The organism is Hyphomonadaceae bacterium BL14 (genome assembly GCA_027627705.1).
Classification (GTDB): domain Bacteria; phylum Pseudomonadota; class Alphaproteobacteria; order Caulobacterales; family Maricaulaceae; genus Oceanicaulis.
On the sequence record CP091242.1, the window covers coordinates 1,935,466 to 1,958,016 of the forward strand.

The 22,551-nt window shown below is 67.1% G+C and carries 28 protein-coding genes; 13 read left to right on the forward strand and 15 right to left on the reverse strand.

Going from position 1 to position 22,551, the window contains the following annotated elements; genetic code table 11:
- Window positions 1–20 precede the first annotated feature (20 nt).
- Both L2D00_09350 and L2D00_09355 read right to left on the reverse strand, forming a co-directional pair.
- Window positions 21–644 (reverse strand): class I SAM-dependent methyltransferase, encoded by a 624-nt coding sequence (locus L2D00_09350; protein ID WBQ12049.1) that lies wholly within the window; start codon window positions 642–644, stop codon window positions 21–23.
- The gene (locus L2D00_09355) at window positions 641–1,396 is read right to left on the reverse strand and encodes an alpha/beta hydrolase (GenBank protein WBQ12050.1); all 756 of its coding nucleotides are present in this window, start codon (window positions 1,394–1,396) and stop codon (window positions 641–643) included. Before L2D00_09355 ends, L2D00_09350 begins: the two co-directional genes overlap by 4 nt.
- Window positions 1,397–1,504: 108 nt before the next feature.
- Here L2D00_09355 and L2D00_09360 point away from each other — a divergent pair, with 108 nt between their 5' ends.
- The 3 genes from L2D00_09360 to infC all read left to right on the forward strand — a co-directional run bounded on the left by L2D00_09360 (window position 1,505) and on the right by infC (window position 4,257).
- Window positions 1,505–2,626: a glycosyltransferase family 4 protein gene (locus L2D00_09360; protein WBQ12051.1), complete on the forward strand. Its 1,122-nt coding sequence runs from the start codon at window positions 1,505–1,507 to the stop codon at window positions 2,624–2,626.
- Window positions 2,627–2,666: 40 nt separating this feature from the next.
- Window positions 2,667–3,617: a glycosyltransferase family 9 protein gene (locus tag L2D00_09365; GenBank protein WBQ12052.1), complete on the forward strand. Its 951-nt coding sequence runs from the start codon at window positions 2,667–2,669 to the stop codon at window positions 3,615–3,617.
- Between the two features lie 178 nt (window positions 3,618–3,795).
- Window positions 3,796–4,257 carry a translation initiation factor IF-3 gene (gene infC, locus L2D00_09370; GenBank protein WBQ12053.1) on the forward strand — a complete coding sequence of 154 codons (462 nt, stop codon included), beginning with the start codon at window positions 3,796–3,798 and terminating at the stop codon, window positions 4,255–4,257.
- A gap of 72 nt (window positions 4,258–4,329) precedes the next feature.
- Here infC and L2D00_09375 read toward each other — a convergent pair whose 3' ends face one another.
- Complete coding sequence (locus L2D00_09375; protein WBQ12054.1) at window positions 4,330–4,740, reverse strand: hypothetical protein; 411 nt, start codon at window positions 4,738–4,740, stop codon at window positions 4,330–4,332.
- Window positions 4,741–4,795: 55 nt separating this feature from the next.
- The gene (locus L2D00_09380; protein WBQ12055.1) at window positions 4,796–4,987 is read right to left on the reverse strand and encodes a DUF1674 domain-containing protein; all 192 of its coding nucleotides are present in this window, start codon (window positions 4,985–4,987) and stop codon (window positions 4,796–4,798) included.
- 80 nt (window positions 4,988–5,067) lie between these two features.
- Between L2D00_09380 and htpX the strand changes: the two genes are divergently transcribed.
- The 3 genes from htpX (at window position 5,068) to L2D00_09395 (ending at window position 7,894) form a co-directional block, all read left to right on the forward strand.
- Entirely contained in the window at window positions 5,068–6,021 is a 954-nt protein-coding gene (gene htpX / locus L2D00_09385) for a zinc metalloprotease HtpX (GenBank protein ID WBQ12056.1), read from the forward strand.
- Between the two features lie 80 nt (window positions 6,022–6,101).
- Window positions 6,102–6,437, forward strand: a complete 336-nt coding sequence (locus tag L2D00_09390; GenBank protein WBQ12057.1) for a hypothetical protein — start codon at window positions 6,102–6,104, stop codon at window positions 6,435–6,437.
- A complete protein-coding gene (locus L2D00_09395; protein WBQ12058.1) occupies window positions 6,434–7,894 on the forward strand; it encodes a methyl-accepting chemotaxis protein in 1,461 nt (486 codons plus the stop codon). Before L2D00_09390 ends, L2D00_09395 begins: the two co-directional genes overlap by 4 nt.
- A gap of 8 nt (window positions 7,895–7,902) precedes the next feature.
- Here the strand turns inward: L2D00_09395 and L2D00_09400 are convergent, their stop codons facing one another.
- On the reverse strand, window positions 7,903–8,766 hold the full coding sequence (locus tag L2D00_09400) for a LysR family transcriptional regulator (GenBank protein WBQ12059.1): 864 nt from the start codon (window positions 8,764–8,766) through the stop codon (window positions 7,903–7,905).
- A gap of 98 nt (window positions 8,767–8,864) precedes the next feature.
- On the opposite strand from L2D00_09400, the gene L2D00_09405 reads away from it, so the two are divergent.
- A complete protein-coding gene (locus L2D00_09405; GenBank protein ID WBQ12060.1) occupies window positions 8,865–9,659 on the forward strand; it encodes a sterol desaturase family protein in 795 nt (264 codons plus the stop codon).
- A gap of 102 nt (window positions 9,660–9,761) precedes the next feature.
- Here the strand turns inward: L2D00_09405 and L2D00_09410 are convergent, their stop codons facing one another.
- Window positions 9,762–10,499 (reverse strand): creatininase family protein, encoded by a 738-nt coding sequence (locus L2D00_09410; GenBank protein WBQ12061.1) that lies wholly within the window; start codon window positions 10,497–10,499, stop codon window positions 9,762–9,764.
- A 90-nt stretch (window positions 10,500–10,589) separates the two neighbouring features.
- Window positions 10,590–11,039 carry a L,D-transpeptidase family protein gene (locus tag L2D00_09415; protein ID WBQ12062.1) on the reverse strand — a complete coding sequence of 150 codons (450 nt, stop codon included), beginning with the start codon at window positions 11,037–11,039 and terminating at the stop codon, window positions 10,590–10,592.
- A gap of 363 nt (window positions 11,040–11,402) precedes the next feature.
- Here L2D00_09415 and L2D00_09420 point away from each other — a divergent pair, with 363 nt between their 5' ends.
- Entirely contained in the window at window positions 11,403–12,086 is a 684-nt protein-coding gene (locus L2D00_09420; GenBank protein WBQ12063.1) for a response regulator transcription factor, read from the forward strand.
- Window positions 12,087–12,099: 13 nt separating this feature from the next.
- Here the strand turns inward: L2D00_09420 and L2D00_09425 are convergent, their stop codons facing one another.
- Entirely contained in the window at window positions 12,100–12,711 is a 612-nt protein-coding gene (locus L2D00_09425; protein ID WBQ12064.1) for a class I SAM-dependent methyltransferase, read from the reverse strand.
- Window positions 12,712–12,753: 42 nt separating this feature from the next.
- Between L2D00_09425 and L2D00_09430 the strand changes: the two genes are divergently transcribed.
- Both L2D00_09430 and L2D00_09435 read left to right on the forward strand, forming a co-directional pair.
- On the forward strand, window positions 12,754–13,437 hold the full coding sequence (locus L2D00_09430) for a class I SAM-dependent methyltransferase (protein ID WBQ12065.1): 684 nt from the start codon (window positions 12,754–12,756) through the stop codon (window positions 13,435–13,437).
- A 26-nt stretch (window positions 13,438–13,463) separates the two neighbouring features.
- The gene (locus L2D00_09435; protein WBQ12066.1) at window positions 13,464–13,946 is read left to right on the forward strand and encodes a GNAT family N-acetyltransferase; all 483 of its coding nucleotides are present in this window, start codon (window positions 13,464–13,466) and stop codon (window positions 13,944–13,946) included.
- A 35-nt stretch (window positions 13,947–13,981) separates the two neighbouring features.
- Here the strand turns inward: L2D00_09435 and L2D00_09440 are convergent, their stop codons facing one another.
- The 5 genes from L2D00_09440 to L2D00_09460 form a co-directional block, all read right to left on the reverse strand.
- Window positions 13,982–15,487, reverse strand: coding sequence for a CoA-acylating methylmalonate-semialdehyde dehydrogenase (locus tag L2D00_09440; protein ID WBQ12067.1), 1,506 nt, complete (start codon window positions 15,485–15,487; stop codon window positions 13,982–13,984).
- A 117-nt stretch (window positions 15,488–15,604) separates the two neighbouring features.
- The gene (locus L2D00_09445; GenBank protein ID WBQ12068.1) at window positions 15,605–15,955 is read right to left on the reverse strand and encodes a hypothetical protein; all 351 of its coding nucleotides are present in this window, start codon (window positions 15,953–15,955) and stop codon (window positions 15,605–15,607) included.
- A gap of 75 nt (window positions 15,956–16,030) precedes the next feature.
- Complete coding sequence (gene arsH, locus L2D00_09450) at window positions 16,031–16,693, reverse strand: arsenical resistance protein ArsH (GenBank protein ID WBQ14502.1); 663 nt, start codon at window positions 16,691–16,693, stop codon at window positions 16,031–16,033.
- Between the two features lie 64 nt (window positions 16,694–16,757).
- Window positions 16,758–17,828 carry an ACR3 family arsenite efflux transporter gene (arsB, locus tag L2D00_09455; protein ID WBQ12069.1) on the reverse strand — a complete coding sequence of 357 codons (1,071 nt, stop codon included), beginning with the start codon at window positions 17,826–17,828 and terminating at the stop codon, window positions 16,758–16,760.
- The gene (locus L2D00_09460) at window positions 17,825–18,343 is read right to left on the reverse strand and encodes an arsenate reductase ArsC (GenBank protein ID WBQ12070.1); all 519 of its coding nucleotides are present in this window, start codon (window positions 18,341–18,343) and stop codon (window positions 17,825–17,827) included. Before L2D00_09460 ends, arsB begins: the two co-directional genes overlap by 4 nt.
- A 74-nt stretch (window positions 18,344–18,417) precedes the next feature.
- Here L2D00_09460 and L2D00_09465 point away from each other — a divergent pair, with 74 nt between their 5' ends.
- Both L2D00_09465 and L2D00_09470 read left to right on the forward strand, forming a co-directional pair.
- Entirely contained in the window at window positions 18,418–18,768 is a 351-nt protein-coding gene (locus L2D00_09465) for an ArsR family transcriptional regulator (GenBank protein ID WBQ12071.1), read from the forward strand.
- Between the two features lie 111 nt (window positions 18,769–18,879).
- Window positions 18,880–20,175, forward strand: coding sequence for an ectonucleotide pyrophosphatase/phosphodiesterase (locus L2D00_09470; GenBank protein ID WBQ12072.1), 1,296 nt, complete (start codon window positions 18,880–18,882; stop codon window positions 20,173–20,175).
- Here the strand turns inward: L2D00_09470 and L2D00_09475 are convergent.
- Together L2D00_09475 and L2D00_09480 are read right to left on the reverse strand one after the other, a co-directional pair.
- Window positions 20,172–20,834, reverse strand: coding sequence for a hypothetical protein (locus tag L2D00_09475; GenBank protein ID WBQ12073.1), 663 nt, complete (start codon window positions 20,832–20,834; stop codon window positions 20,172–20,174). The genes L2D00_09470 and L2D00_09475 overlap by 4 nt on opposite strands.
- Window positions 20,831–21,778, reverse strand: coding sequence for a hypothetical protein (locus L2D00_09480; GenBank protein ID WBQ12074.1), 948 nt, complete (start codon window positions 21,776–21,778; stop codon window positions 20,831–20,833). Before L2D00_09480 ends, L2D00_09475 begins: the two co-directional genes overlap by 4 nt.
- Window positions 21,779–22,034: 256 nt before the next feature.
- Here L2D00_09480 and L2D00_09485 point away from each other — a divergent pair, with 256 nt between their 5' ends.
- On the forward strand, window positions 22,035–22,520 hold the full coding sequence (locus tag L2D00_09485) for an Hsp20 family protein (protein ID WBQ12075.1): 486 nt from the start codon (window positions 22,035–22,037) through the stop codon (window positions 22,518–22,520).
- The last annotated feature ends 31 nt before the right edge of the window (window positions 22,521–22,551 follow it).

Here is a 22,551-nt window from a genome sequence, read left to right on the forward strand (position 1 = left end):
ATGAGGAAGCGGATGGCGCCTCACCCCGCCGCACACCCCGCCGTATTATACCCGGCGATCTTCGGGGTCTTGGGCAGATAGCCGCTCTCGATCCGGGTGATGGTGAACCCGGCGCGGGTGATCATCGCCGCCGGGTCCCGGGTCAGGTGACAGCCACCGGCGAGCGGCTTCCAGACCGGTTCGATGCGCCGCTGCCAGCGGGCGATGCCGGCGTCAGGGGCCAGGCCATGCTCGCTGAACAAGAGCTGGCCACCGGGTTTCAGCGCCCGGCGCAGCGCAGCCAGCGCGCGGTCCGGATCGGGAATGGTGCAGGCGGTATAGGTCAGCACGATGGTGTCGAAGCTCGCCGGTTCCAGCACGGCGGTCTCGGCACCCTCGGCCAGCCAGGTCACCGGGACCGGAAAGCCGGCAATGGCCGGCGCAGCCTTGCGGCGCATGCCGTCTGACGGCTCCAGCGCGACGAGTTCGGTGATGGCCGCCGGATCATAGAAGGCCAGATTGGTCCCGGTCCCGAACCCCACCTCCAGCACCCGGCCCTTGGCTTGCGGGATCAGGCGCGAGCGCTGTTTCATGATCTGCGGCGCGCCGCAGGCGCAACCGATCAGATGGGGCAGGACGTGGGATTCATAGAGCTGGCCAATCATGCTGACATCGCCTCCACAACGCGAATGAGCTCGGCCAGATCGTCAGCTTCAGCCAGCCGGTGATCGCCGCTGCGCGTCATCGTCAGGGTGACCGGCGCGTCTGGCAACTGCTCCATCAGGCGCACCGAATGGCTCCACGGCATGTCGCGGTCCTGCCAGCCCTGAAGGATATGCACCGGACAGGTCAGAGGGATCGGCGCGTCCAGCAACAGCCAGCGCCGCCCGTCCTCGATCAGGCGCGCGGTGATCACCTGCTGGCCGCCCGGTCCGCCGGGACGCGTCCATTGGCCCTCGCGCATGATGTCCTCGCGCGCATGCAAGGGCAGGCGCTCCCAGATCAGGGTTTCGGTGAAATCCACCGCCGGGGCGATCAGCACCAGCGCCTTGACCCGCTGAGGCCGCGCCAGCGCCGCCAGGATCGCCAGCCAGCCACCCATGGATGAACCGACCAGCACCTGCGGCCCCTCGGTGAACTGATCGAGCACCGCCAGCGCATCGCCACGCCAGCGCGTGATATCGGCCTCGTCCCAGTTCCCGTCCGAGGCACCGTGGGCGAAATAATCAAAGCGCAGAAGCGCACGCCCGTTCGCCTGCGCCCAGGCGTCCAGCGCCATCGCCTTGGTCCCGCCCATGTCGGAGTCAAACCCGCCCAGAAACATCACGCCCGGACCCTGCCCGCGCCGCCGCGCACAGGCCAGCCGGGCACCGTCCCGGTCGATATAGTCCAGCGGCGTGGCAGCAGGGTCAGTCATGGCGGGCCTTGATCTGTATCGTGCGGCGGGCGCGGCGCGCAGTTGGCGCGCGCATCCGATACGGTTACATGACGCGGGCCGCGCCATGCGGCAAGGCGGACGCATGTGATGGTGATACTCCAGCTCATCCCCGAACTCGACGCCGGCGGTGCCGAGCGCACCACGGTCGAGATCGCCGAGGCGGTGACGCGCGCCGGCGGGCGCTGCCTTGTGGCCAGCCGCGGCGGACGGCTGGAAGGCGCGCTGGCGCAGGCTGGCGGCGAGTTGGTGCGCCTCGACATGAAATCGAAAAATCCGGTCACGCTCTGGCGCAATGCCGGGCGGCTGGCCCGCCTGATCAAGGCCGAGCACGTCGGCATCGTTCATGCCCGGTCGCGCGCCCCGGCCTGGAGCGGGCGCTGGGCCGCGCGGCGCGCGGGGGCCCATTTCGTCACCACCTATCACGGGACCTATTCGTCCGGGTCCGCACTGAAGCGCGCCTACAACGCCGTGATGGCGTCGGGCGAGCGGGTCATCGCCAACTCGCACTTCATCGCCGGCCATGTCCGCGCCGAGCATGGTGTGGGCGAGGACCGGCTGCGCATCATCCCGCGCGGTGTGGATCTCGATGTCTTCGACCCCGGGACTGTCAGCGCCGAACGGATCGCACAGATGCGCGCGCGCTGGGGCGCACAGCCGGAGGAGGCGGTGATCCTGCTGCCCGGCCGGCTGACGCGCTGGAAGGGTCAGGCCTTCATGATCGGGGCGCTGGCGGGATGGGACAGGGCGGAGCGGGGCGTGCGCCTGGTCTGCGTCGGCGATGCGCAGGGGCGCGACGCCTATCAGGACGCGCTGGCCACCGCAGCGCAGGCCGCAGGGGTCACGCTGGCCCTGCCGGGTCATGAAAGCGATATGGCAACGGCCTATCTGGCCGCGGATGTGGTGGTGTGCCCGTCTTTGCAGCCTGAAGCCTTCGGGCGCACGGCCGCAGAGGCCCAGGCCATGGGCGCGCCGGTGATCGCCGCCGATCATGGCGGTGCCCGCGAGGTGGTGGCTGACGGGCAGACCGGCTGGCGCGCCGCGCCGGGCGATCTTGAGGCCTGGCGCGCTGCACTGCACACTGCGCTGTCGCTGAGCCTCGAGGCCCGTGCAGCCCTGGCCGGGCGGGCCCGGGCGCGGGCGGCTGAGCTGTTTTCGAAACAGGCGCTGCAAGAGACTACCTTGCAGGTCTACCGTGAACTTCTAGAGTAGCGCCATGAATCCGGGCGAGGCTGACAAACAACAGATTCTCGTGCTCCACGACGGTGACCTCACCAGCGTGGTGCGCATGCTGGCGGCTGCGCGCCTGATCCGCAGCCATCACCGCACGGCGCGCATCACTCTGCTGACCGGTCCCGACTTTGAAGGCCTTCTGAAATACTGCCCGTATTTCAACGCGGTAGAGACGACCCTGGCCGATGCCGCCAAGAAGAATTTCTTCGAGCGCATGAAGGCCGCGCGCAATTCGGGCTTCAATATCGTCTATGATCTGGGCTCCAATGATGCCTCGGCGAAAATCCGCCGGGCCATGCGCTTTGCGCGCGTGCGCTGGATTGAGGCGATCGCTGATTCCAAAAAAACCGGCCATCCGCTGGACCAGGTCGCCGACAGGCTGGGCGCTGCCGGATTGTGCCGCGTCGGGCACGCGCTGGGCGAAGCCGCCGGGCCGGAGCTTGACTGGGTGGACTTCGTGGCCAAGCGCTCGCGCACGCTGGACCCGGCCTATTTCGGCCTGCAGCCGCGCTACGCCCTGTTCTGCCCGGCCGGGGATGAAAGCCTGCCAGCCCAGCGCTGGCCCAAGGAACGCTGGGCCTCCCTGGCCCATGAGCTGCGCCAGAAAGGGGTCGAGCCGGTCATCGTGGGCGGCCCGTCGACGCGTGAGCTGGGGCGCTATATCGCCCATATCACGCCCGGCACCCGCGATCTGACGGGCCGCGCCAATCTGATCCAGCTGGCCGGGCTGGGCCGCCAGGCCCAGTGCGCCTTTGGCGAGGATGTGGCGCTTCTGCACCTCATCGTGGCCGCCGGCTCGCCCGCCGTCCTGTTTCATCCGGGCGAAACCGCCCCGATTTATTCGGCGCCGCGCGGCGCGTCGCCGACACTTTTGATGCACGCGCCCACACTTGCGCAGATCAACGCCGCCGAAGCGGTGCAGGCGATGCGGTGTGCCGGCGGCTTCGCCGATGCGGGCGTGGCGGCGTGAGCGCCTTGCATTTGCGGCCATCCTCGCGATATTCCCTACCCGAACAGCCTCAGAATCTGTATTCTGGTATTTCCGTAGTCAGCTTCCATGGAGAAGACGCATAGCTCGACGCCCGCATGCCGCGCCGCCGCCCAAAAAAGAGGGCCCGCGCATCAACCGGGAGATCCGCGTACCGCGGGTGCTCCTGATCGATGAACATGGCGAGAAACAAGGGATCGTGCCCTTCGATTCGGCTCTCGCAGCCGCCGAAGAGGCAGGTCTGGATCTTGTCGAGGTTTCGCCCAACGCTGATCCGCCCGTGTGCAAGATCATCGATTACGGCAAGCTGAAATTCCAGGAACAGAAAAAGAAGGCGGAAGCCCGAAAGAACCAGAAGACGCAGGACGTCAAGGAAATCAAGCTGCGTCCGGGCATCGATGTGCACGACTATCAGGTCAAGGCGCGCGCGATGGCCAGGTTCTTTGAAGAAGGCGACAAGGTGAAAGTCACCCTGCGCTTCCGGGGCCGCGAAATGGCGCACCAGGACCGGGGCATGGACGTGATGAACCGGGTCAAGGCCGATTTCGCCGAGACCGCCAAGGTGGAGTTCGAGCCCAAGCTCGAAGGCCGCCAGATGACCATGATCCTGTCGCCGCGCTGAACCGCAGCGCCAGACACACACGCAACGGCCCGGCGCATCACGCCGGGCCGTTTTGCGTCGGGGCGTGGGTGATTACCGGGACCCGCCCTGCCCCAGACCGCGCACGGCCGCCGCCTGCCCGGCGGAGACCGGGCCGCCATAGGTCGCGCCGCCATGGACTGGGCCGAACGGCGCGCCACCGGTCACATAGACCTGGCGCACCGCGTAGACCTGCACCGGCGGGCGCGCGACGCCGCCCGTCAGGGGTCCATGGAAGAAGTGCGGTGACAGCTGGACGGTGCGCGGGGCCCGGTACCGCCCGCCTTGCTCTGCTGACGGCGCAGGGCCTGCGTACGGCGCAGGGCGCGGATCGGCATGAGGCGCATCATGGAGCGGGCGCACGGGCGTGTAAGCGCCCGCCCCGCCATGAGGCGCGTCCGGGCCTCCGGCCAGGGCCGGGCCGGCGTTCAGGGCAGCAGCAAGGGCAGCGATGATCCAGCTCATGTGTGCCAGTTTAACACAAGCCTCAGAGCCTGCGAGCGTTAAGCTTGGTTAACGCTCAGAAATCATACGCGATGCCTTTTTTCTCCCAGTCGCCATAGCGCGTGGGTTCGGGGCCTTTGGGCCCGCCGAGCTCGGTTTGCCGCTCCGCCTCGGCCCTCGCCGCTGCGCGGCGCACCTCGGCCTCGGCCAGCGCACGCTGGGCCGCCGGGCTTACCGGTTTATCTTCCGTGTCGGACGGGACGGTCATCGCTTGCAGTTCCGCTGATGCTTGCCCAGATAGATAGAGCTCACGGCCCGGACGGCCAAGTCAGAATGGACACAGCGCACATGACTGCGAACGGTTTGAGGACCTTCATGCTGCTGGCGGCGATGACCGCCCTGTTCATGGGGGTCGGGTTCATGATCGGCGGCGCCGCGGGCGCGATTCTGGCGCTGGGCGTGGCCGCAGCGATGAACCTGTTTGCGTTCTGGAACGCCGACAAGATTGTGCTGCGCATGCATGGCGCACGCGAGATCTTGCCCGAGGAGCGCGACCCGCGCCTGTATCAGTACGCATCCGACACCGCGCGCCTGGCCGAGAGCGCCGGCATGCCCGTCCCGCGCATTTTCGTCATCGACAACCCCCAGCCCAACGCGTTTGCCACGGGCCGCAATCCCAACAACGCCGCCGTGGCCGCGACCACAGGCCTGCTCGCCCAGCTCAGCCGCGAAGAGGTGATGGGTGTGATGGCCCATGAGCTCGCTCACGTGAAAATGCGCGACACCCTGACCATGACGGTCACCGCCACCATTGCGGGTGCCATCGGTTTTCTGGCCAATTTCGCCCTGTTCTTCGGCGGCGGGCGCGAGCGCGGCGGGATTATCGCGGCGCTGGCGCTGGCGATCCTGGCACCGATTGCCGCCAGCCTGGTCCAGATGGCGATCTCGCGCGCGCGCGAATACGAGGCCGACCGCGTCGGGGCGGAGATTTGCGGCCAGCCGCAATGGCTCGCCAGCGCGCTGGAGAAGATCGAGCGCGGCGCGCGGCGCACCATCAATGAAAGCGCCGAGCGCAACCCGGCCACCGCGCACATGTTCATCATCAACCCGCTCAACGGTCAGGGCGCGGATAATCTCTTCTCTACCCACCCGGCCACCGCCAACCGGATCGCGCGCCTGCGCGAGCTTGGCGGGTCGGCACCCACCCCGCCCGCCGGACCCTGGGGCCATCGCGGTCCCTGGGGCGGCACGATCGAGGGCGATGACGCCCCGCGCGGAGGCTTCGGGGGGCCCTGGGGTTGATCCGGCCGCTCACACGCCAAACGCGCTGTTAACCCTGACCGCGCTAACCCTGTCGCCTGGTGTTCAATGCGACGGATGCGATGGCCGGTTCCAGTATTCCAGGTGTGTGTCTCGGGCTTTGCCTGACTCTGTGCGCGACCCTGCCGGTGGCCGGCGCAGTGCTGGGCGCGCCTGAAACCGGTCAGGCGGCTGTCTTGTTCCACCCGTCCTCAACGCCGTCTCAGATCGCGCTGGCTGCGGCGGGCGCCGGTGTCGACATCGTGCGGTTCGGCCGCGCACCCGGCACGGTGATCGTGAATATCGAAACACCCGCCGGACAGGCTGCCCTGCGCCAGGCCGGCGCCTGGCTTATCGCCGATCCTGTTATCCTGGGCGGCTGTACCGCCGCCCAGTCTCCAGAGGAGCTTCGCTCATGAGCCGTCTCGATACTGTCCGTGCCAATGCCATGAAGGTGTTGTTCTTCACGCTGTGTGGCCTGACCGTGCTCTATCTCGGCGCAGGGCTGATCATCGATATGGGCCGGGCGATCACCGGAACGGTCTTCATGGGCGCGGCCGTCCTGCTGACCGGCCTGTCATGGCGCACCGCACCGAATGTATGGACCACGCGGGCTGTGTTCGGGGCCTCGATGATGGCCTTCCCCGCCGCGCTGACCTATCTGATGAGTGGTCATCCGTGGCAGATCGACATGCACATGACCTTCTTCGCCGCACTGGCAGCCGTCACGGTGCTGGTCGACTGGCGCGCCCTGATCGCGGCCGCCGCCGCGGCCGCCTTGCACCATCTCAGTCTCAACTTCCTGCTGCCCGCTGCGATCTTCCCCGACGGGGCGGATTTTGGCCGGGTCATCTTTCACGCGGTCATCGTGATCGCCCAGACCGGTCTTCTGATCTGGCTGGCCCATGGCGTTGCCCGGGCGCTGAGCGAGGCGGACACGGCGCTGGGCCTGTCCGAAACGGCGCGCGGCGAAGCCGACCAGCTGATGGCCGCCGACCGGTCGCGCCAGGCCGAAATCGCCCGCTCGCGCGAGACCATCGCCGCGGTGTCGAGCGCCTTCGAGCAAAGCGTCACCACCGTTCTCACAGATCTCCAGGCCGCCTCCGGCGAGCTGGGTCAACTCGCGGGGCAGCTACGCACTGACGCCGGCGCAACACGCGCCAGCGCCGAGGGTGCCGCCGGTCAGGCGCGCGACACCAGCGCCCATGTCGAGGCGGTCGCATCCGCGGCCCAGGAATTGTCCGCCTCCATCATGGAGGTGACCCGCACGCTGGGTACAGCGGACGAGATTTCCATGCGCGCCGAGACCGAAGCGGGCCGCGCAGGCGGCTCCATGGAGGAGCTGCACAGCGCCGCGCGCGAGATCGAGGACATCGCTGAACTGGTCAGCGCCATTGCCGAGCAGACCAATCTTCTGGCGCTGAACGCCACCATCGAGGCAGCCCGCGCCGGCGAGGCGGGCAAGGGCTTTGCGGTGGTCGCCAGCGAGGTCAAGCAGCTGGCGGTCCAGACCGCCCGCGCCACCGGTGATATCCGCAGCAAGATCGAGGCGATGCGCACGGCCGCCGATTCAGCCAACAATGCGCTCACCGGCATCGCACGCACCATTTCGGAAATCCGCGATGCATCGTCCAGCGCGCGCAACGCCTTTGCCGAACAGTCCAGCGCAACGGACGAGATCGCACGCCTGGCCTCTGACGCTGCCGGCTCCACGGCCCGGGTCGGCGAAGAAGCCAGCGCCGTCACCGGTGCCGCCGCGCGCGCCGATAACGCCGCCATCCGCTTTGAGGAGGCCGCCCGCGGGCTGGCGTCCGCTGCGAACCGCCTGGGCGCGGAACTGGCGCACTTCCGCAATCAGCTCGAGGACGCCGCCTGAGCCCAGGCTCAGACGGCGGCCGCGTGAATCACCGCGCGCCTGAGGGCGTCGCGCGCGGCACTGTCGGGCGCGCCGGCGCGGGTGATCACGCCCGGATGCACCACCAGCCTGTCGAATGGCGCGCTGGCCAGGCATAGCGTCCCCTGCGCGACCAGCCGGGCGAGCACAGGCTCGGGGGCGACCAGAACATGGTCCGACACCGCGCACACCTGGGCCAGCAAGGCGTAATCATCACTGACCAGGTTGGCGTCTGTGGACGGCCAGGGCCAGGACGCCCGGCGCATGCGGGCGGGCGGCGTGGCGGAGGCGACGGGAAAATCCGCGAGCGGCGCGCCCGCCAGGGCAGGATGGCCCGGCCGGACCGCCGATGCGATGGCGACGCCCGGCAAACCCGTTATCTCCAGCGCGCGGTCGCCCTCGGCCGGCTCGCTGTCGCACACTGCCATATCCAGCAGGCCGCTGCGCACCGCATCAATGAGCTGGTCGGAAGCACCCGCCTGCACGCGCAGCCGGACCTGGCGTCCGGCGCCATAGTAAGCGGCCAGCGCCGCGGGCAGCAGATAGAAGGCCACTGCGGGACCCGCCCCCACGGTCAGCGCGCCATCCTCGCCCGAACGCCAGGCCCGCGCCTGGGCGATCAGATCGGCGCTTTGCTGCACTAGAGCCTGCGCCCGGGGCAGAATCGCCGCGCCCAGTGCGGTCAGGACGAGACGGCGCCCGGTGCGGTCAAACACGGCACCCCCGAGGCGCGCCTCGATCTGGGCCAGCGTCCGCGACGCCGCCGGCTGGGAGACATTCAGCGCTTGCGCCGCGGCGGTGATGGTCCCGGCACCGGCGCAGGCGGTCAGCAATCGCGCTTCGCGAACGTCCATATGCCATACCTTTCATGCATGACAGAATGTTTTTTTGATATTGGATGTTATGCGTGGGGCGGTCCAGTCTGGCGTGCGATACGCACCGGAGAGCGCCCATGTCGTCCTACCAGATCCTCATTCCGGCGATTTTCATCGGCTTCGCCCTGCTGGAAATCATTCTGGGCCGGTTCAATCCGAAGGACCGCGCAGGCGCGCGCGATGCCGTCATCGAGGCGGTTTCCACCCTCACCATCATCCTGTTGACCGTGCCGGCGATCTTCGCGGTGGCGCCGCTGCTGGTGGAGATGATCCGTCCGGGCTCGGCGGGCGCACTGGCCTTTCTCCCGGTCTGGGCGATGGTTCTGATCCTGCTCGTGGGCGACGACATGACCCAGTACTGGTGGCACCGGCTGAACCATCAGATCCCGTGGCTCTACAATCTGCACCGGGCCCATCATTCGGGCGCCTATATGAGCGTGCGGATCGTCTACCGGAATAATCTTTTCTATTACCTGCTCATGCCGGGCATCTGGATCTCGGCGGTGCTGGTCCATCTGGGATTCGGACCGGTCTATGTGGTCTATCTGATCATCAAGATGACGGTCATCTTCGCCGCCCATTCCAGCTGGCGCTGGGACGAGCCGCTCTACCGGATCAGGGCGCTGTCGCCGGTGATGTGGCTCATCGAGCGCACCATCTCCACCCCCGCCACCCACGCCGCCCATCACGGGCTGGACGCCACAGACGGCGTCACCCGTTACAAGGGCAATTACGGGAATCTCCTGTTCTTCTGGGACGTGCTGTTCGGCACCGCGCTGATCACGCGGCGCTATCCGAACACGTACGGCATCGAGAACATGACGCCGGTCAGCGCGCGCCGGGAGCTGCTCTGGCCCCTGGCACGCAAATAACCTGGAGCGCAATCTGAGAAGTGGGAACCGGTTTTCGGAAAAATTGCGCTCCAGATCAAAAGCTGGAGTGTGCGGCCTGACGCAGTCAGGTCGGATAACGCTCTAGCCCTTGAAGAAGGCCTCCACGTCGCGCACCAGCGAGTCCCGGGCCGCCGCGACGATCTGGGCACCCTTCTCCGGCGTCGCCTGGGAGGGGTCCGACCCGATGCGCCCGTCCGGGAAATTGCGCCGGTAGTCAGCGGCGTCCGTAAACGAGCCTTCCGGCGCGATGGTCGGCGTCATGACCACATCCTTCCGGGCGTCCGGATACGCGTAATACGTCACCGCCACTTCCGACGCCGTGGCGTGGCTGCCATCGCCCACCGGGAAGATCGACTTGCACACCGGCATGACGCCCGGCAGCTCCCACCAGTTCATCTGGCGCAGCTTGTAGGGGCAGGCATCGCCATCCATGGACCAGGCCGCATAGCTCTCGGCGAACGCCGCCGAGATGGTGGCGATATTGCCGCCATGACCGTTGAGGAAATAGATCCGGCGGAAGCCGTGGCGCACCAGTGAATCGATCCAGTCATTGATCGCGGCAATCATGGTGGAGGGGCGCAGCGTCATCGAGCCGGGAAAGCCCAGATGGTGCTGGGCCACGCCCACATTGAAGGTCGGCCCCACCAGGAACCCGCCCGCATCACCCGCCTCGCGCGCAATGACTTCAGGGCAGATGGCGTCGGTGCCGATCAGCCCGTTGGGCCCATGCTGCTCGAACGAGCCGATGGGTATGACGATGCCTTTGGAGGTCTTGAGATGGGCCTCGATCTCGGGCCAGGACGCCTGTTGTAGCTGCATGGCGCTCCCCTTCACGCTGGGACGGACAATGCGCGCGACAGGACAACACGTCGGCGCGAAGCGCAAGCGGAGTGTTCAGGAAGGGGGGCTTCACCCCACCTCGATCACATCACCCGCCTTCAGCACTTTCAGCAGCGCCACCAGATCATCGCGCGCAATCGCGATACAGCCTTCCGTGGGCCGGTAGTCCGGACTGGCGCAGTGCAGGAAGATCGCCGAGCCCAGACCGGGGACCGGCGGGTCGTCATTATGGCCGAGCACCACCACGATGTCGTAGAGCCCGTCCTCGCGGGTCATCACCTCATGGCGGCCCGGCCAGGGCAGTCTGACAGGCCGGTTATAGGCGGGGTCCGCCGGGTCATCGCACCAGCCATCGTGGGGCCCGATGGGGTCCAGGACCAGCGCGGTGTCCGGACGGTCCAGCCGGTCCTCGCGCCACAGCGCGCGGCGCACCGTCCAGGCGCCGGTCGGGGTGGCACCGTCGCCCTCTCGCTTCAGGTCCGCCGCGATTCTACCCGAACGGCCGATGACGGCCTGCACAGGACCAAAACCGCCGCCCGCCAGAAACCCGGACGTGACGGCTGCGCCGCCTTCCGGGCCGGGTGTGACAGATGGTGGGTGATCTTGACCCCTAAACGCCTCTTCATGACCCCGAAACGCGTCCTCATGACCCCGTGCCGGGCGGTTTTGGCACCATAAAAACCGGGCCTGGTCCATATCTGTCCCCCTAATGCGGCGCTGCTATCCCCGCCGCTATCACGCAAAGTTTGACACCGCTCACCCATGCGTCAATCGCCCCGCGCCGCGCCTTGCGGTAGTGAGCCGCCGACCGCCCGCGCTTGCGCCGGGCGGCGGAACAGGCAAGGCTGGCGGCTCCATCGTCCGGCCAGGGGAGCGCCCGCCATGACGACCCACACCATTCTTCTGGTTGATGATGACGATCTCCTGCGCGAGGCGCTGGCCGAGCAGTTCGGCTTCGAGGACGGGTTCGCCGTCCTGACCGCCGACGCGGCCAAACCCGGCATGGAGCTGGCCAAATCCGAGCCGGTGGACCTGATCATCCTCGATGTCGGCCTGCCGGATATGGACGGTCGGGAGGCCTGCCGCCATTTGCGCAAGGCCGGGATAAGCACGCCGATCATTTTGTTGACCGCCCAGTCTGGCGACGCCGATCACGTGCTGGGATTGCGGTCGGGTGCCGATGATTTTCTGGCCAAACCGATCTCCTTCGTGGTGCTGCTCGAACGGGTGAACACCCAGCTCAAGCGCCATCAGGCCAGCGAGGATGCGGTGCTGCCGCTGGGCCCCTACCGGTTCAAGCCGGCGATGAAGCTGCTGCTCACCACCGAGGACAAAAAGATCCGCCTGACCGAGAAAGAGACCAGCATTCTCAGATATTTGTACCGCGCCAGCGGCAAGCCGGTCGCGCGTGAGGAGCTGCTGGACCAGGTCTGGGGCTATCACCGCGAGGCCAATACCCACACGCTGGAAACCCATGTCTACCGGCTGCGCCAGAAGATCGAGCCCGACCCCCAGAACGCCCGCCTGCTGATCACCGAAACCGGCGGCTACCGCCTGCAAATCTAGGGACTTAGGGCGCTCAGTCCCTTTTCCCTTGCCGGATCAATATGGCCATCTGGCTGGCGCCGCCAATATCTGGATCGACGCCCCCCATGTCCTGAAAGCCGGCGCCATAACCGGCCCGGCGCGCCACGCGCCGCGCCCAGTCGCGAAACTGCGCCCGGCTCCATTCAAACCGGTGTTCGGGATGGCGGAAGCGGTGGTCCGGCACGCCCAGACGCGCATTGTATTCGGCGTTGGGGGTGGTCAGGATCAATGCGGGCGGGCGCGCCTCGTGCAGGATGCGCCGCTCCAGCCGGCCGAGCTCGGCGGGCGCCAGATGCTCGATGACCTCCACCATGACCACACAATCTGCCTCGCCGATCCAGCGCCCGGCTTCGATCAGCGTATCATGGCGCAAGGTGACGCGCGCCTGCGCGTCCGGTCCCGCCTGCGCCAGGCGCGCCGCCAGCGCGTCCAGCCGCGCACGGCTGATCTCCACACCGGTGATGTGCTCGATGGCCTCATCCTGCGCCAGACGGATCAGGAAATCGCCATCCCCGCAGCCCAGATCGGCGATGCGCCGCGCGCCCAACGCCCGCAGGGCATCGTGCACGGCGTCAAGGCGCTCTGTGTGCAGGGGTGTGGGCATGGGCGGCTTCCGTTCAGTGCGGCGGGGTCTATAACACGCGCCATGTCCACGCCCGCACCCCCGGAGGCAGCCCTCGGGGCAGCCGCGCCCGCCCGCTGCCCGGTCTGCCGCGCGCGGGCAACAATCCCCTTTGCCAGCGTGGACGGGACGGATTACGGGCGCTGCCATGCGTGTGCAGCGATTTTCATGAATGCGCGCCATCACCTCCCGCGCGAGGCCGAGCACGCCCAATACCGCCTGCACCGGAACCACCCTTATGATCCGGGCTATCGCCAATTTCTGTCGAAGCTGGCGGACCCGCTCATGGCGCGGCTCAAGCCGGGATCAAGCGGGCTCGACTATGGCTGCGGGCCGGGTCCGGCGCTGGCGGCCATGCTCAGCGAAGCCGGACACGCCATGGCGCTGTACGATCCGCTCTTCGCGCCGGACCGCACCGTGCTGAACGCGCACTATGACTTTGTCACCTGCAGCGAAACCGCCGAGCATTTCCACGATCCCTGGACCGAGTTCGAGTCACTCGCCGGCCTCCTGAAACCCGGTGGCTGGCTGGGCGTGATGACGGGCTTTCTGACCGATGACATCGCCTTCGCCCGCTGGCACTACCGCCTCGACCCCACCCATGTCGTATTCTATGGGGAAGCCACCCTGCGCCATGTGGCGGCGCGGCTGGGCCTGGAGATAGACGTTCCGGTCAAGGACGTGGCCTTGATGCGCAAGCGCGGGTAGTTTTGGGTCTCTGAGTGCGAGGGCAGATGAGCAGCGTCGAAGCAATACGGTTTCGCAAAGTCCTGGATCTGGATGACCTGGCCCGGCCTGTCTGGCCGGATGGCCTGCGTCCGGAGCCCTTCACTCCAACCCGCCACGCCATCAAGGCGTGCCGCCTGCTCAACGACGCCTACCGCACAGGAGGCGGTGCGGTGCGGCCCTATGATGAATGGTGGCCCCAGCTGCGCGATGACAGCGAGTATGACCCGGCACTCTGTTTTGTCGTCATGGACGCGGACGGCGATGAAATCGCCGGTTTCGCTCAGTGCTGGACGTCCGCCTTCGTCAAGGACATCGCCGTCGCTGAACGCTGGCGGCGAACAGGACTCGGGACCGCCATCATGCAGGCCGTGTTCTGCGCGTTCGCAGAACGTAAAGCGCCCTTCGTTGATCTGAAGGTCGAAAGCACCAACCCGCACGGCGCGGTGCAACTTTACCAGTCTCTCGGCATGGAACGCCTGGGCGACTAGGGTTCGACCGCCAGCCTACCACCCGGCATGCACCCCTACCCCATCGTCGGGATCACGAAGGCCTGATCCGTCACTTCGCCGGTGGGCCAGCGCTGGGTGACGGTCTTGATCTTGGTGAAGAAGCGCACGCCTTCCATGCCATGCTGGTTGGTATCGCCGAAGGCCGAGCGCTTCCAGCCGCCAAACGTGTGGTAGGCCACCGGCACCGGGATCGGCACGTTCACGCCGACCATGCCGACATTGACCTTGGAGGCGAACTCACGCGCCGCCAGGCCGTTGCGTGTGAAGATCGCCACGCCATTGCCATAGGGATGCTCGCTGGGCAGGCGCGCGGCTTCTTCAAGGTCGTTGGCACGCACGATCTGAAGAACGGGGCCGAAAATCTCTTCCTGATAGGAGCGCATGTCCGCGCGCACCTTGTCGAACAGGCTCGGCCCGATGAAGAAGCCGTTCTCATAGCCCTGCAGGGAGAAGCCACGCCCGTCCACGACCAGCTCGGCACCCTCATCCACGCCCATCTGGATATAGCTTTCCACCCGCGCCTTGTGAGCGGCGGAGACCACCGGGCCGTAGGCCGCATCGGGATCGGTGGAGGCACCCGGGACCAGTTTCTCGATCTCCGGCAGGAGTTTCCCGATCAGCGCGTCGGCGGTCTTGTCGCCCACCGGGACCGCCACGGGCAGGGCCATACAGCGCTCGCCGGCCGAGCCGAAGGCCGCGCCAATGAGATCGCGCACCACCTGGTCGAGATCGGCGTCGGGCAGGATGATGGCGTGGTTCTTGGCACCGCCCATGGCCTGCACGCGTTTGCCGTTCTGCGCGCCGGTGACATAGACGTACTGGGCGATATCCGACGAGCCGACAAAGCTGACCGCCTTGATGTCAGGGTGGTGCAGGATGGCGTCAACCGCTTCCTTGTCACCGTGGACGACGTTCAGAATGCCGTCGGGCAGGCCGGCCTCCTGCATCAGCTCGGCCAGACGCAGCGGCACGCTGGGGTCTTTTTCCGACGGCTTGAGGATGAAGGCGTTGCCGCACGCGATGGCCACACCGAACATCCACATCGGGATCATGGCGGGAAAGTTGAACGGGGTGATGCCTGCCGCCACGCCCAGCGGCTGGCGCATGGAATAGACATCGATGCCGGGACCGGCGCCTTCGGTGTACTCGCCCTTCATCAGGTGCGGTACGCCGCAGGCGAACTCGATCACTTCCAGTCCGCGCTGGATATCGCCCTTGGCGTCGGCGACCACCTTGCCGTGCTCGGTGGCCAGGAGCCAGGCCAGATCATCGATCTCGCGCTCCATCAGCTCCTTGAAACGGAACAGGACCCGCGCGCGCTTCTGGGGATTGGTGGCAGCCCAGGCCGGCTGGGCGGCTTTGGCGGCGGCCACGGCCTGGCCGAGCTCTGCAGCGCTGGCCAGCCCCACGCGCGCCTGCACCACGCCGGTATTGGGATCAAACACATCGCCATAGCGGCCCGACGTCCCGTCAACGCGCTGGCCATTGATGAAGTGGGGAATCTCGCGGGGGCCGGACATGGGGCTTCCTCCTTGCGCCGCCTCTGGCGGGCGGCGTCTTTGGGTCTGTGAGATGGTTATCCGGGCCGGTTTAGCCGCTGGCAGCGCGTCTTGTCGAGGCTGCGGGCAGGCCTGCGCTCAGCGGCGCGACAGCCGGGCCCTGACCCCGCCTGCAGTCTCACCAGTCCAGCCACGGCGATCGTCCGGGGCCGCTGTCAGCAGGACGCCGCCCATGCCATCAAACAGGGTCAGAACGCTGTCTGCTGTGTTGAGACGCCAGAACGCCGCCTCATCCAGCCCCGCCGGGCAATCGGGGAAGGCCAGCACCAGGCCGGCCGCGCCATCCAGGGCGACCAGCGATCCTTCCGGCGCGGCGCTCGGCGCATCCAGCACGACGCGGCACACCCGCCCCTCAAGGCTCAACTCATAGGATCCGGGCGCCTCGGCAGTGGACAGAAGGGCGGCAGAGGCGATGGCGGCGAGGATCATGGGCTGCTCCAAGGGCTGGCGCATGATGCTACGGCGCGACCGTGCCCGGTGTCGAGGCGCGTGGGACGCCACGCCTCACAAAGCCTGCTGATTGACCCGCGCCATCAAGGCCTCAGCGGTTTCCTTGCGCTCGGAATACCGGTCCACGAGATAATCAGCACACTCGCGCGTCAGCAGGGTGAACTTGACCAGCTCCTCCATCACATCAACGATCCGGTCATAATAGGGCGACGGCCGCATGCGGCCGTCCGGGCCGAATTCCTGCCAGGCCTTGGCGATGGAAGACTGGTTGGGGATAGTGATCAGGCGCATCCAGCGGCCCAGCACGCGCAGCTGATTGACCGCATTGAAGCTCTGTGAGCCCCCACAGACCTGCATCACCGCCAACGTCTTGCCCTGGGTGGGCCGCACGGCACCCAGCGAGAGCGGGATCCAGTCGATCTGGCTCTTCATGACACCTGTCATCGCACCATGGCGTTCGGGACTGGACCACACCATGCCCTCGCACCAGGTCACCAGCGCGCGCAGCTCGGCCACCTTGGGGTGGCTGGCCTCCGTGTCGTCGGGCAAGGGCAGGCCGGACGGATTGAAGAAGCGCGTCTCCGCGCCGAGCCGCTCCAGAATGCGCGCGCCCTCCTCGGCGGCCAAACGGCTATAGGATACGTCCCTCAGCGATCCGTAGAGCAGCAGGATGCGCGGCCGGTGGCTAGCGCGCACGGGCGGGGACAGACGGTCCATCTCCGGCGCGCGGAAGGCGTCTTCGTCCATTTGCGGTGTGTCGTTCAGATCAGCCGCCATGACCTCACCCCTCCGGGAAAAAACGCCGCGTGCGGTTGGCCAGCGCGACCAGCGAGAGCATCACCGGCACCTCCACCAGCACGCCCACCACGGTGGCGAGCGCGGCGCCGGAATTGACCCCGAACATGACGATGGCCACCGCCACGGCGAGCTCGAAGAAGTTCGATGTACCGATCAGCGCGCAGGGCGCGGCGATGCGGTGGGGCGTCTTCCACGCCCAGGCCGCCACATAGGCGATGGCGAAAATGCCATAGGCCTGGATGAGCAGCGGCACCGCAATCATGGCGATGACCAGCGGACGTTCCAGGATTACATCGCCCTGAAAGCCGAACAGCAAAACCACCGTGGCGATCAGCCCGATGACCGAGGCCGGTTTGACCCGTCCGGTGAAGGCGGCCACCCGCGCCTCGCCATCCGGCCTGGCCAGCCCGCGCGTCAGCCACAGCCGCGTCGCAATACCGGCGGCCAGCGGGATCACTACATACAGCACCGTCGACAGGATCAGCGTGTCCCAGGGCACGGCGATATCGGTGACCCCCAGCAGGATCGCCACCAGCGGCGCGAAGGCGAACACCATGATGACGTCATTGGCCGCCACCTGCACCAGCGTGTAATTCGGGTCGCCTTTGGTGAGCTGGGACCACACGAACACCATGGCGGTGCATGGCGCGGCGCCCAAAAGGATCAGTCCGGCAATGTATTGTGTGGCGTCTTCGGGCTCGATGAAGGGTGCAAAGACAAACTCGAAGAACACCACTGCCAGAGCCGCCATGGAAAAAGGCTTGATCAACCAGTTTACGACGAGGGTGATGACCAACCCTTTGGGCTTGTCACTCACCCGGGCGAGGCTGGTGAAGTCCACGCTGATCATCATCGGGTAGACCATGGCCCAGATTAGCACCGCCACAGGCAGGTTCACCGAGGCGTATTCCAGCCCCGCCAGCCCATTGAACGCGCCAGGAAACACATAGCCCAGCCCGACCCCGGCCAGGATCGCCAGCGCCACCCAGACCGAGAGCCATTTTTCAAACAGGCCGATCCCGGCGGCGGGCTTGTCCTGGGCGATATCGGTCATGAACAGGCCTCATGGGCGGCTTTGAGGGCGGCGCTCAGCGCCTTGGGATCGTGCGGGCCGGCACCCGAGGCCAGCACATGCCGGACGCGCGCGTCCAGCGCCGCATACGTCGCCTCAAAGGCCGCGCGGCAGGTGTCCGGATCATCGATATGGGCCGGATCTGGCAGGCCCCAGTGGGCGCGGGACGGCGCGCCGGGCCAGACCGGGCAGGGCTCGCTGGCCGCTGAATCGCATACCGTGATCACAGCATCCATGACCGGCGCGCCCGGCACCTCGAACTCATCCCAGCGCTTGGAGCGGAAGCCGGAGATGTCATGACCATGGCGCGCCAGCGTGGCGAGCGCCTCGGGGTGCGGCTGCCCCTTGGGATTGGACCCGGCGGAGAAGGCGGTGACGCGCCCCTCCCCCAGCGCGGCGAACAGCGCCTCGCCCAGGATCGATCGCGCCGAATTGCCCGTGCACAGGATCAGAACATTCATCGCACGCCCCGCCATCAAACCGGTTTTGCCGCTCATGAGAGACCGTGATACGATCCTCATTTCAATATTTCAAGAGATATTGAAATGGGCACTGAAACGAGAGAAGGCGCATGACCGCAGATACGCTCGCAACAGGCCCTGAGGCCCTCACCGGCCAGGCCTCCGCCCGCCTGGGCGCACTGGCGCACGAGACGCGGCTGACTGTATTTCGCGCCTTGATGCGCGCCGGTCCCGGAGGGCTGGCGGCGGGGGCGCTGGCCGATGCGGCGCAGGTCAGCGCGTCCAATCTGTCATCCCATCTGAACGTCCTGCTGGGTGCCGGGCTGGTCACGGTGCGCCGGGACGGGCGCCAGCGCATCTATGCGCCGGACCTTGACGCCGTGCGCGAGCTTCTGGGCTTTCTGGTCAATGAATGCTGCCAGGGCGCGCCGGAAGTGTGTGGCGGTCTGGTACGCTGCTGACCAGGCGGGACGGGGCCAGTCCGGGCGCCGGCCTGATTGACCCTGTCGCCGGGCTGTCATAGGGGCAGGGTAGACAGTCTGCCCCGCCGCGGATCCAGCCAGGATATCATCATGCTCCTTCACCTGCGCCCCCTCGCCCTGATCGCCACCCTCTGGCTGGCCGGCTGCGCCACGGCCCAGACCGGTGCGCCAGCCCCTGAAGCGCGCGCGAGCGGCGATGAAGAGACGCTCGTCGTCCTGTTCGCGGTGGACGGGCTGCGCTGGGATTCTCTGGAGCTCTATGACGTGCCCAACATGCGTGCACTGGCCGCGCGGGGTATGCAGGCCGAGCACCTGATCCCGGTCACGCCCACCTCCACCTTCGTGCAGTTCACCTCGCTGGCCACAGGCCTGTGGCCGGAAAGTCACGGCATCCTCAACAACAATACCTGGGACCGCGAACTGAACGAGCGTTTCACCAATCCCCAGAGCATGCGCGACCCGCGCTGGTGGCAGGGCGAACCGTTCTGGATCACCGCCGAGCGCCAGGGTGTGCGCACGGCGATTCAGTTCTGGCTCGGATCGGAGAACGCGTTCGACGGTGACCGCGCCACGCGCTGGTTCCCCTATCATCATGTCATGCCCTATGAGGACCGCCCGGCGGCGGCCATGACCTGGCTGGACGGGCCGGAAGCCCTGCGCCCGCGCCTGATCGCGCTGTATTTCGACCAGCCTGACGGCGCCGGGCACGGCTTCGGTCCGGACTCAGACGGCTATGGCGCCGAAATCGAGCGCGTAGACGGCATTCTCGGCCAGATGATCCGCGAACTTGAGGCCCGTGGCCTGCTGGAGCGCACCGACTTCATCTTCCTGTCCGACCATGGCATGGCGCAGATCAGCGCCGAGCGCGTCATCACCATTGATGATCATTTCGATATCGGCTCGGTGTTCATCCCCGAAGTGCACGGGCGCTGGGGCAATTCCTATCAGCCCTACATGAATCTCTACGCCGATGATCCGGACGCTGCCGAAGCGGCCTATCAGGCGATGGTGGACCTGCACCCGAACCTGCGCGTCTGGCGGCGCGGCGAGATGCCGGACCATATCCGCATCGACCATCCCACGCGCGGGCCGGACGTGTTCATCATGGCGGACGCCGGCTGGATGCTGACCTCGGGACAATTGCCTGCACCCGAGCGGCCGCTGACCATGCGCGGCACCCATGGCTATGACGCGAACGATGCGTCCATGCACACTGTGCTGATCGGTGCCGGCCCGTCCTTCCCACAAGGCCGGACCACCGGCCCGGTGCGCCATCTCGATCTCTACCTGCTGGTCACCTGCCTTCTGGGCGTGACGCCGGCGCAGACGGAAAGCGATCCGGACGCCGTGGCGCGCCTGACCGGCGGGCGCTGCCCGCCGAACTAGTTCGCCACGACAATCACGGCATGGAGCGGCGCGCGGGCGAAGCGGATCGTCTGTGCGCCGCGCAGCTCGCGCGCGCCGGGATCAAGCTGGATCACGTTTTCAAACACGCTGGTCAGCTCCACCTCACGGCCGTCGGGAAACACGGCGAAGGCGTCGGGCGCGGACCCGTCGAATGTGAAATCGATGCGGCGCGGGCGCGGCGCGATCAGCGCGCGCAGGCCCAGCGAGCGGCGCATGGCGGCGCGGGTCTGGGCCAAGGCCGCCTGCAGCTCAGCCAGATCGTAAGTCTCTGACGGCGCAGCCGAGAGCGTGAAGCTGACATGCGCCTGCACCGCTCCTTGAGGGGCATCGGTGGCCAGCTGAAGGCCCGCTGACAGGCGTGCCGGATCGGGCGGCGCGACAGCACCGTCAGGGGCGCGCTCCAGCACACGCCACTCTTCCCCGTCCAGCCGGGTCCAGAAGCTCCATTCCCGTCCGGCAGGGTCCGGGTCCGCCTCCAGTGTGTATCGCAAGGTAAAGGCGCTGCGCTCGTCTGCGGGAAGCGCATGGTAATCGCGCAAGAAAGCAAACACGCGCACGGCCGGCACGGTGCGGGCCTCGGGCACCGGAAGCGCCGGCCCCGCCAGCGCCACCGCAGCCAGAAGGGCGGCGAGCATCATTGCGCCGCCGGCTTGCGGAACAGCAGTGTCATACGGTCCGATTCCCCGATCTCTTCAAAAGGCGCACGGTCAAAGGACGGGTCATGCGGCTCGCCCAGCGGCGAGGTGCGGCTCACCGGCGGCAGGGTCCAGACCCCGAACGGATGGTCTGCTGTGTCCGCCGGATTGGCGTTGATCTCGCTGGCGCTGACGAGCTCAAACCCCGCCTCCACGGCGAGTGCGATGACGTAGTCTTCCTGCACATAGCCCGACGCCGCGCGCGGATCCTGGACCCGGTTGGCGGGCAGGCGGTGCTCCACCACGCCCAGAAGCCCGCCGGGCCTGAGCGCCTCGAACATGGCCTCATAGGCCGTCTCGACAAAGCCGCCGGCCATCCAGTTATGGGTGTTTCGGAAGGTCACGATGGCATCGGCAGTGCCGGGCTCAAGACCGGTGAAACCTTCAGGGCCGAAAGCAGACAGGTTCAGGCTCCCGAACGCGGGCTGCTCAAAGCGCGCCGCGAACCGCTCGCGCAGGGCCAGTGCGCCCGCATCGTCCGGCTCAACCGCCGTCCAGGCCGCCACATAGGTTCCGCCATGGGCTGCAATCCAGGGCGCGAGAATATCGCTGTACCAGCCCCCGCCCGGCCAGATCTCAACGATGGTGGATGCCGGATCGAGGGTAAAAAATTCCAGCGTGTCCAGAGGGTTGCGCGCTGCATCGCGCGCCCGCGCCGCCGCATCGCGCCAAGGCGCTGCTGTGACATCGCCCAGCCGGGTGAAGTCCAGCGCTTCGGCGGTCTCCGATCCGCCGCCATCCTCCGGCGCGGCGTCGCCGGCAGCCGGTACGGGCTCTTGCACTGCCGGCGCGTCGGGATCGGGTGCCTCACCGCCGCATGCGGCGAGCCAGAGGCTGAAACCGGCGCAAAGCGCCAGCGCGGAAACAGGGCGGGCAGACCGGATCATCAGGCAACTCCGTTTGGGTCAGGCCCATAAGTCATGGCCAACACCCGGGGATACGGCAAGTCGGCGGGGCGCCTCTTGCAGAGCGCAAAATCGATTCCCACATCGGTTTCGTCGGGCCGCCAGACGGGGCCTGACATTCGCACGGCCCTTTGTGTGCGGCGCTGCCGAGGCGGGCCGGACAGGGGGGCGAACAGCCACTGCAAAGGGCGTTCTCCCCTGCCGGGAGCACGCCGGATCGCTTCGAAGGAGGATCACGATGCGTACTGTAGACTTCACCCCGCTTTACCGGACCATTGTCGGCTTTGACCGGCTGGCTGACATGATCGACACCGCTGCCAAGCAGGAGACCGGTGTCGCTTACCCGCCCTACAATATCGAGCAGGTCAGCGAGCACGAATACCTGATCGAGCTGGCCGTGGCCGGATTTTCGGAAAACGATATTGATGTCGAGGTTCAGGAAAACGTCCTGTCCGTGGCCGGCAAGCGCGCCGTCAGCGACACACAGGAGGCGCGCAATTTCCTGCATCGCGGCATCGCGGAACGCTCGTTCGAGCGGCGCTTCCACTTGGCTGACCATATCCAGGTCCGAGATGCGCGCCTTGAGAACGGGCTTCTGACGATCCGCCTCGAGCGTGAAGTACCCGAGGCCATGAAGCCGCGCCGGATCGAGGTCAATGGCCGCACCGATGGCCGGACCGGCGCCAAGCTGCTCTCCGGTGCCAAAAAGGCGTCTGCCGCCTGATTGCACAGATGAGCGACGGACCGGCCGGGCG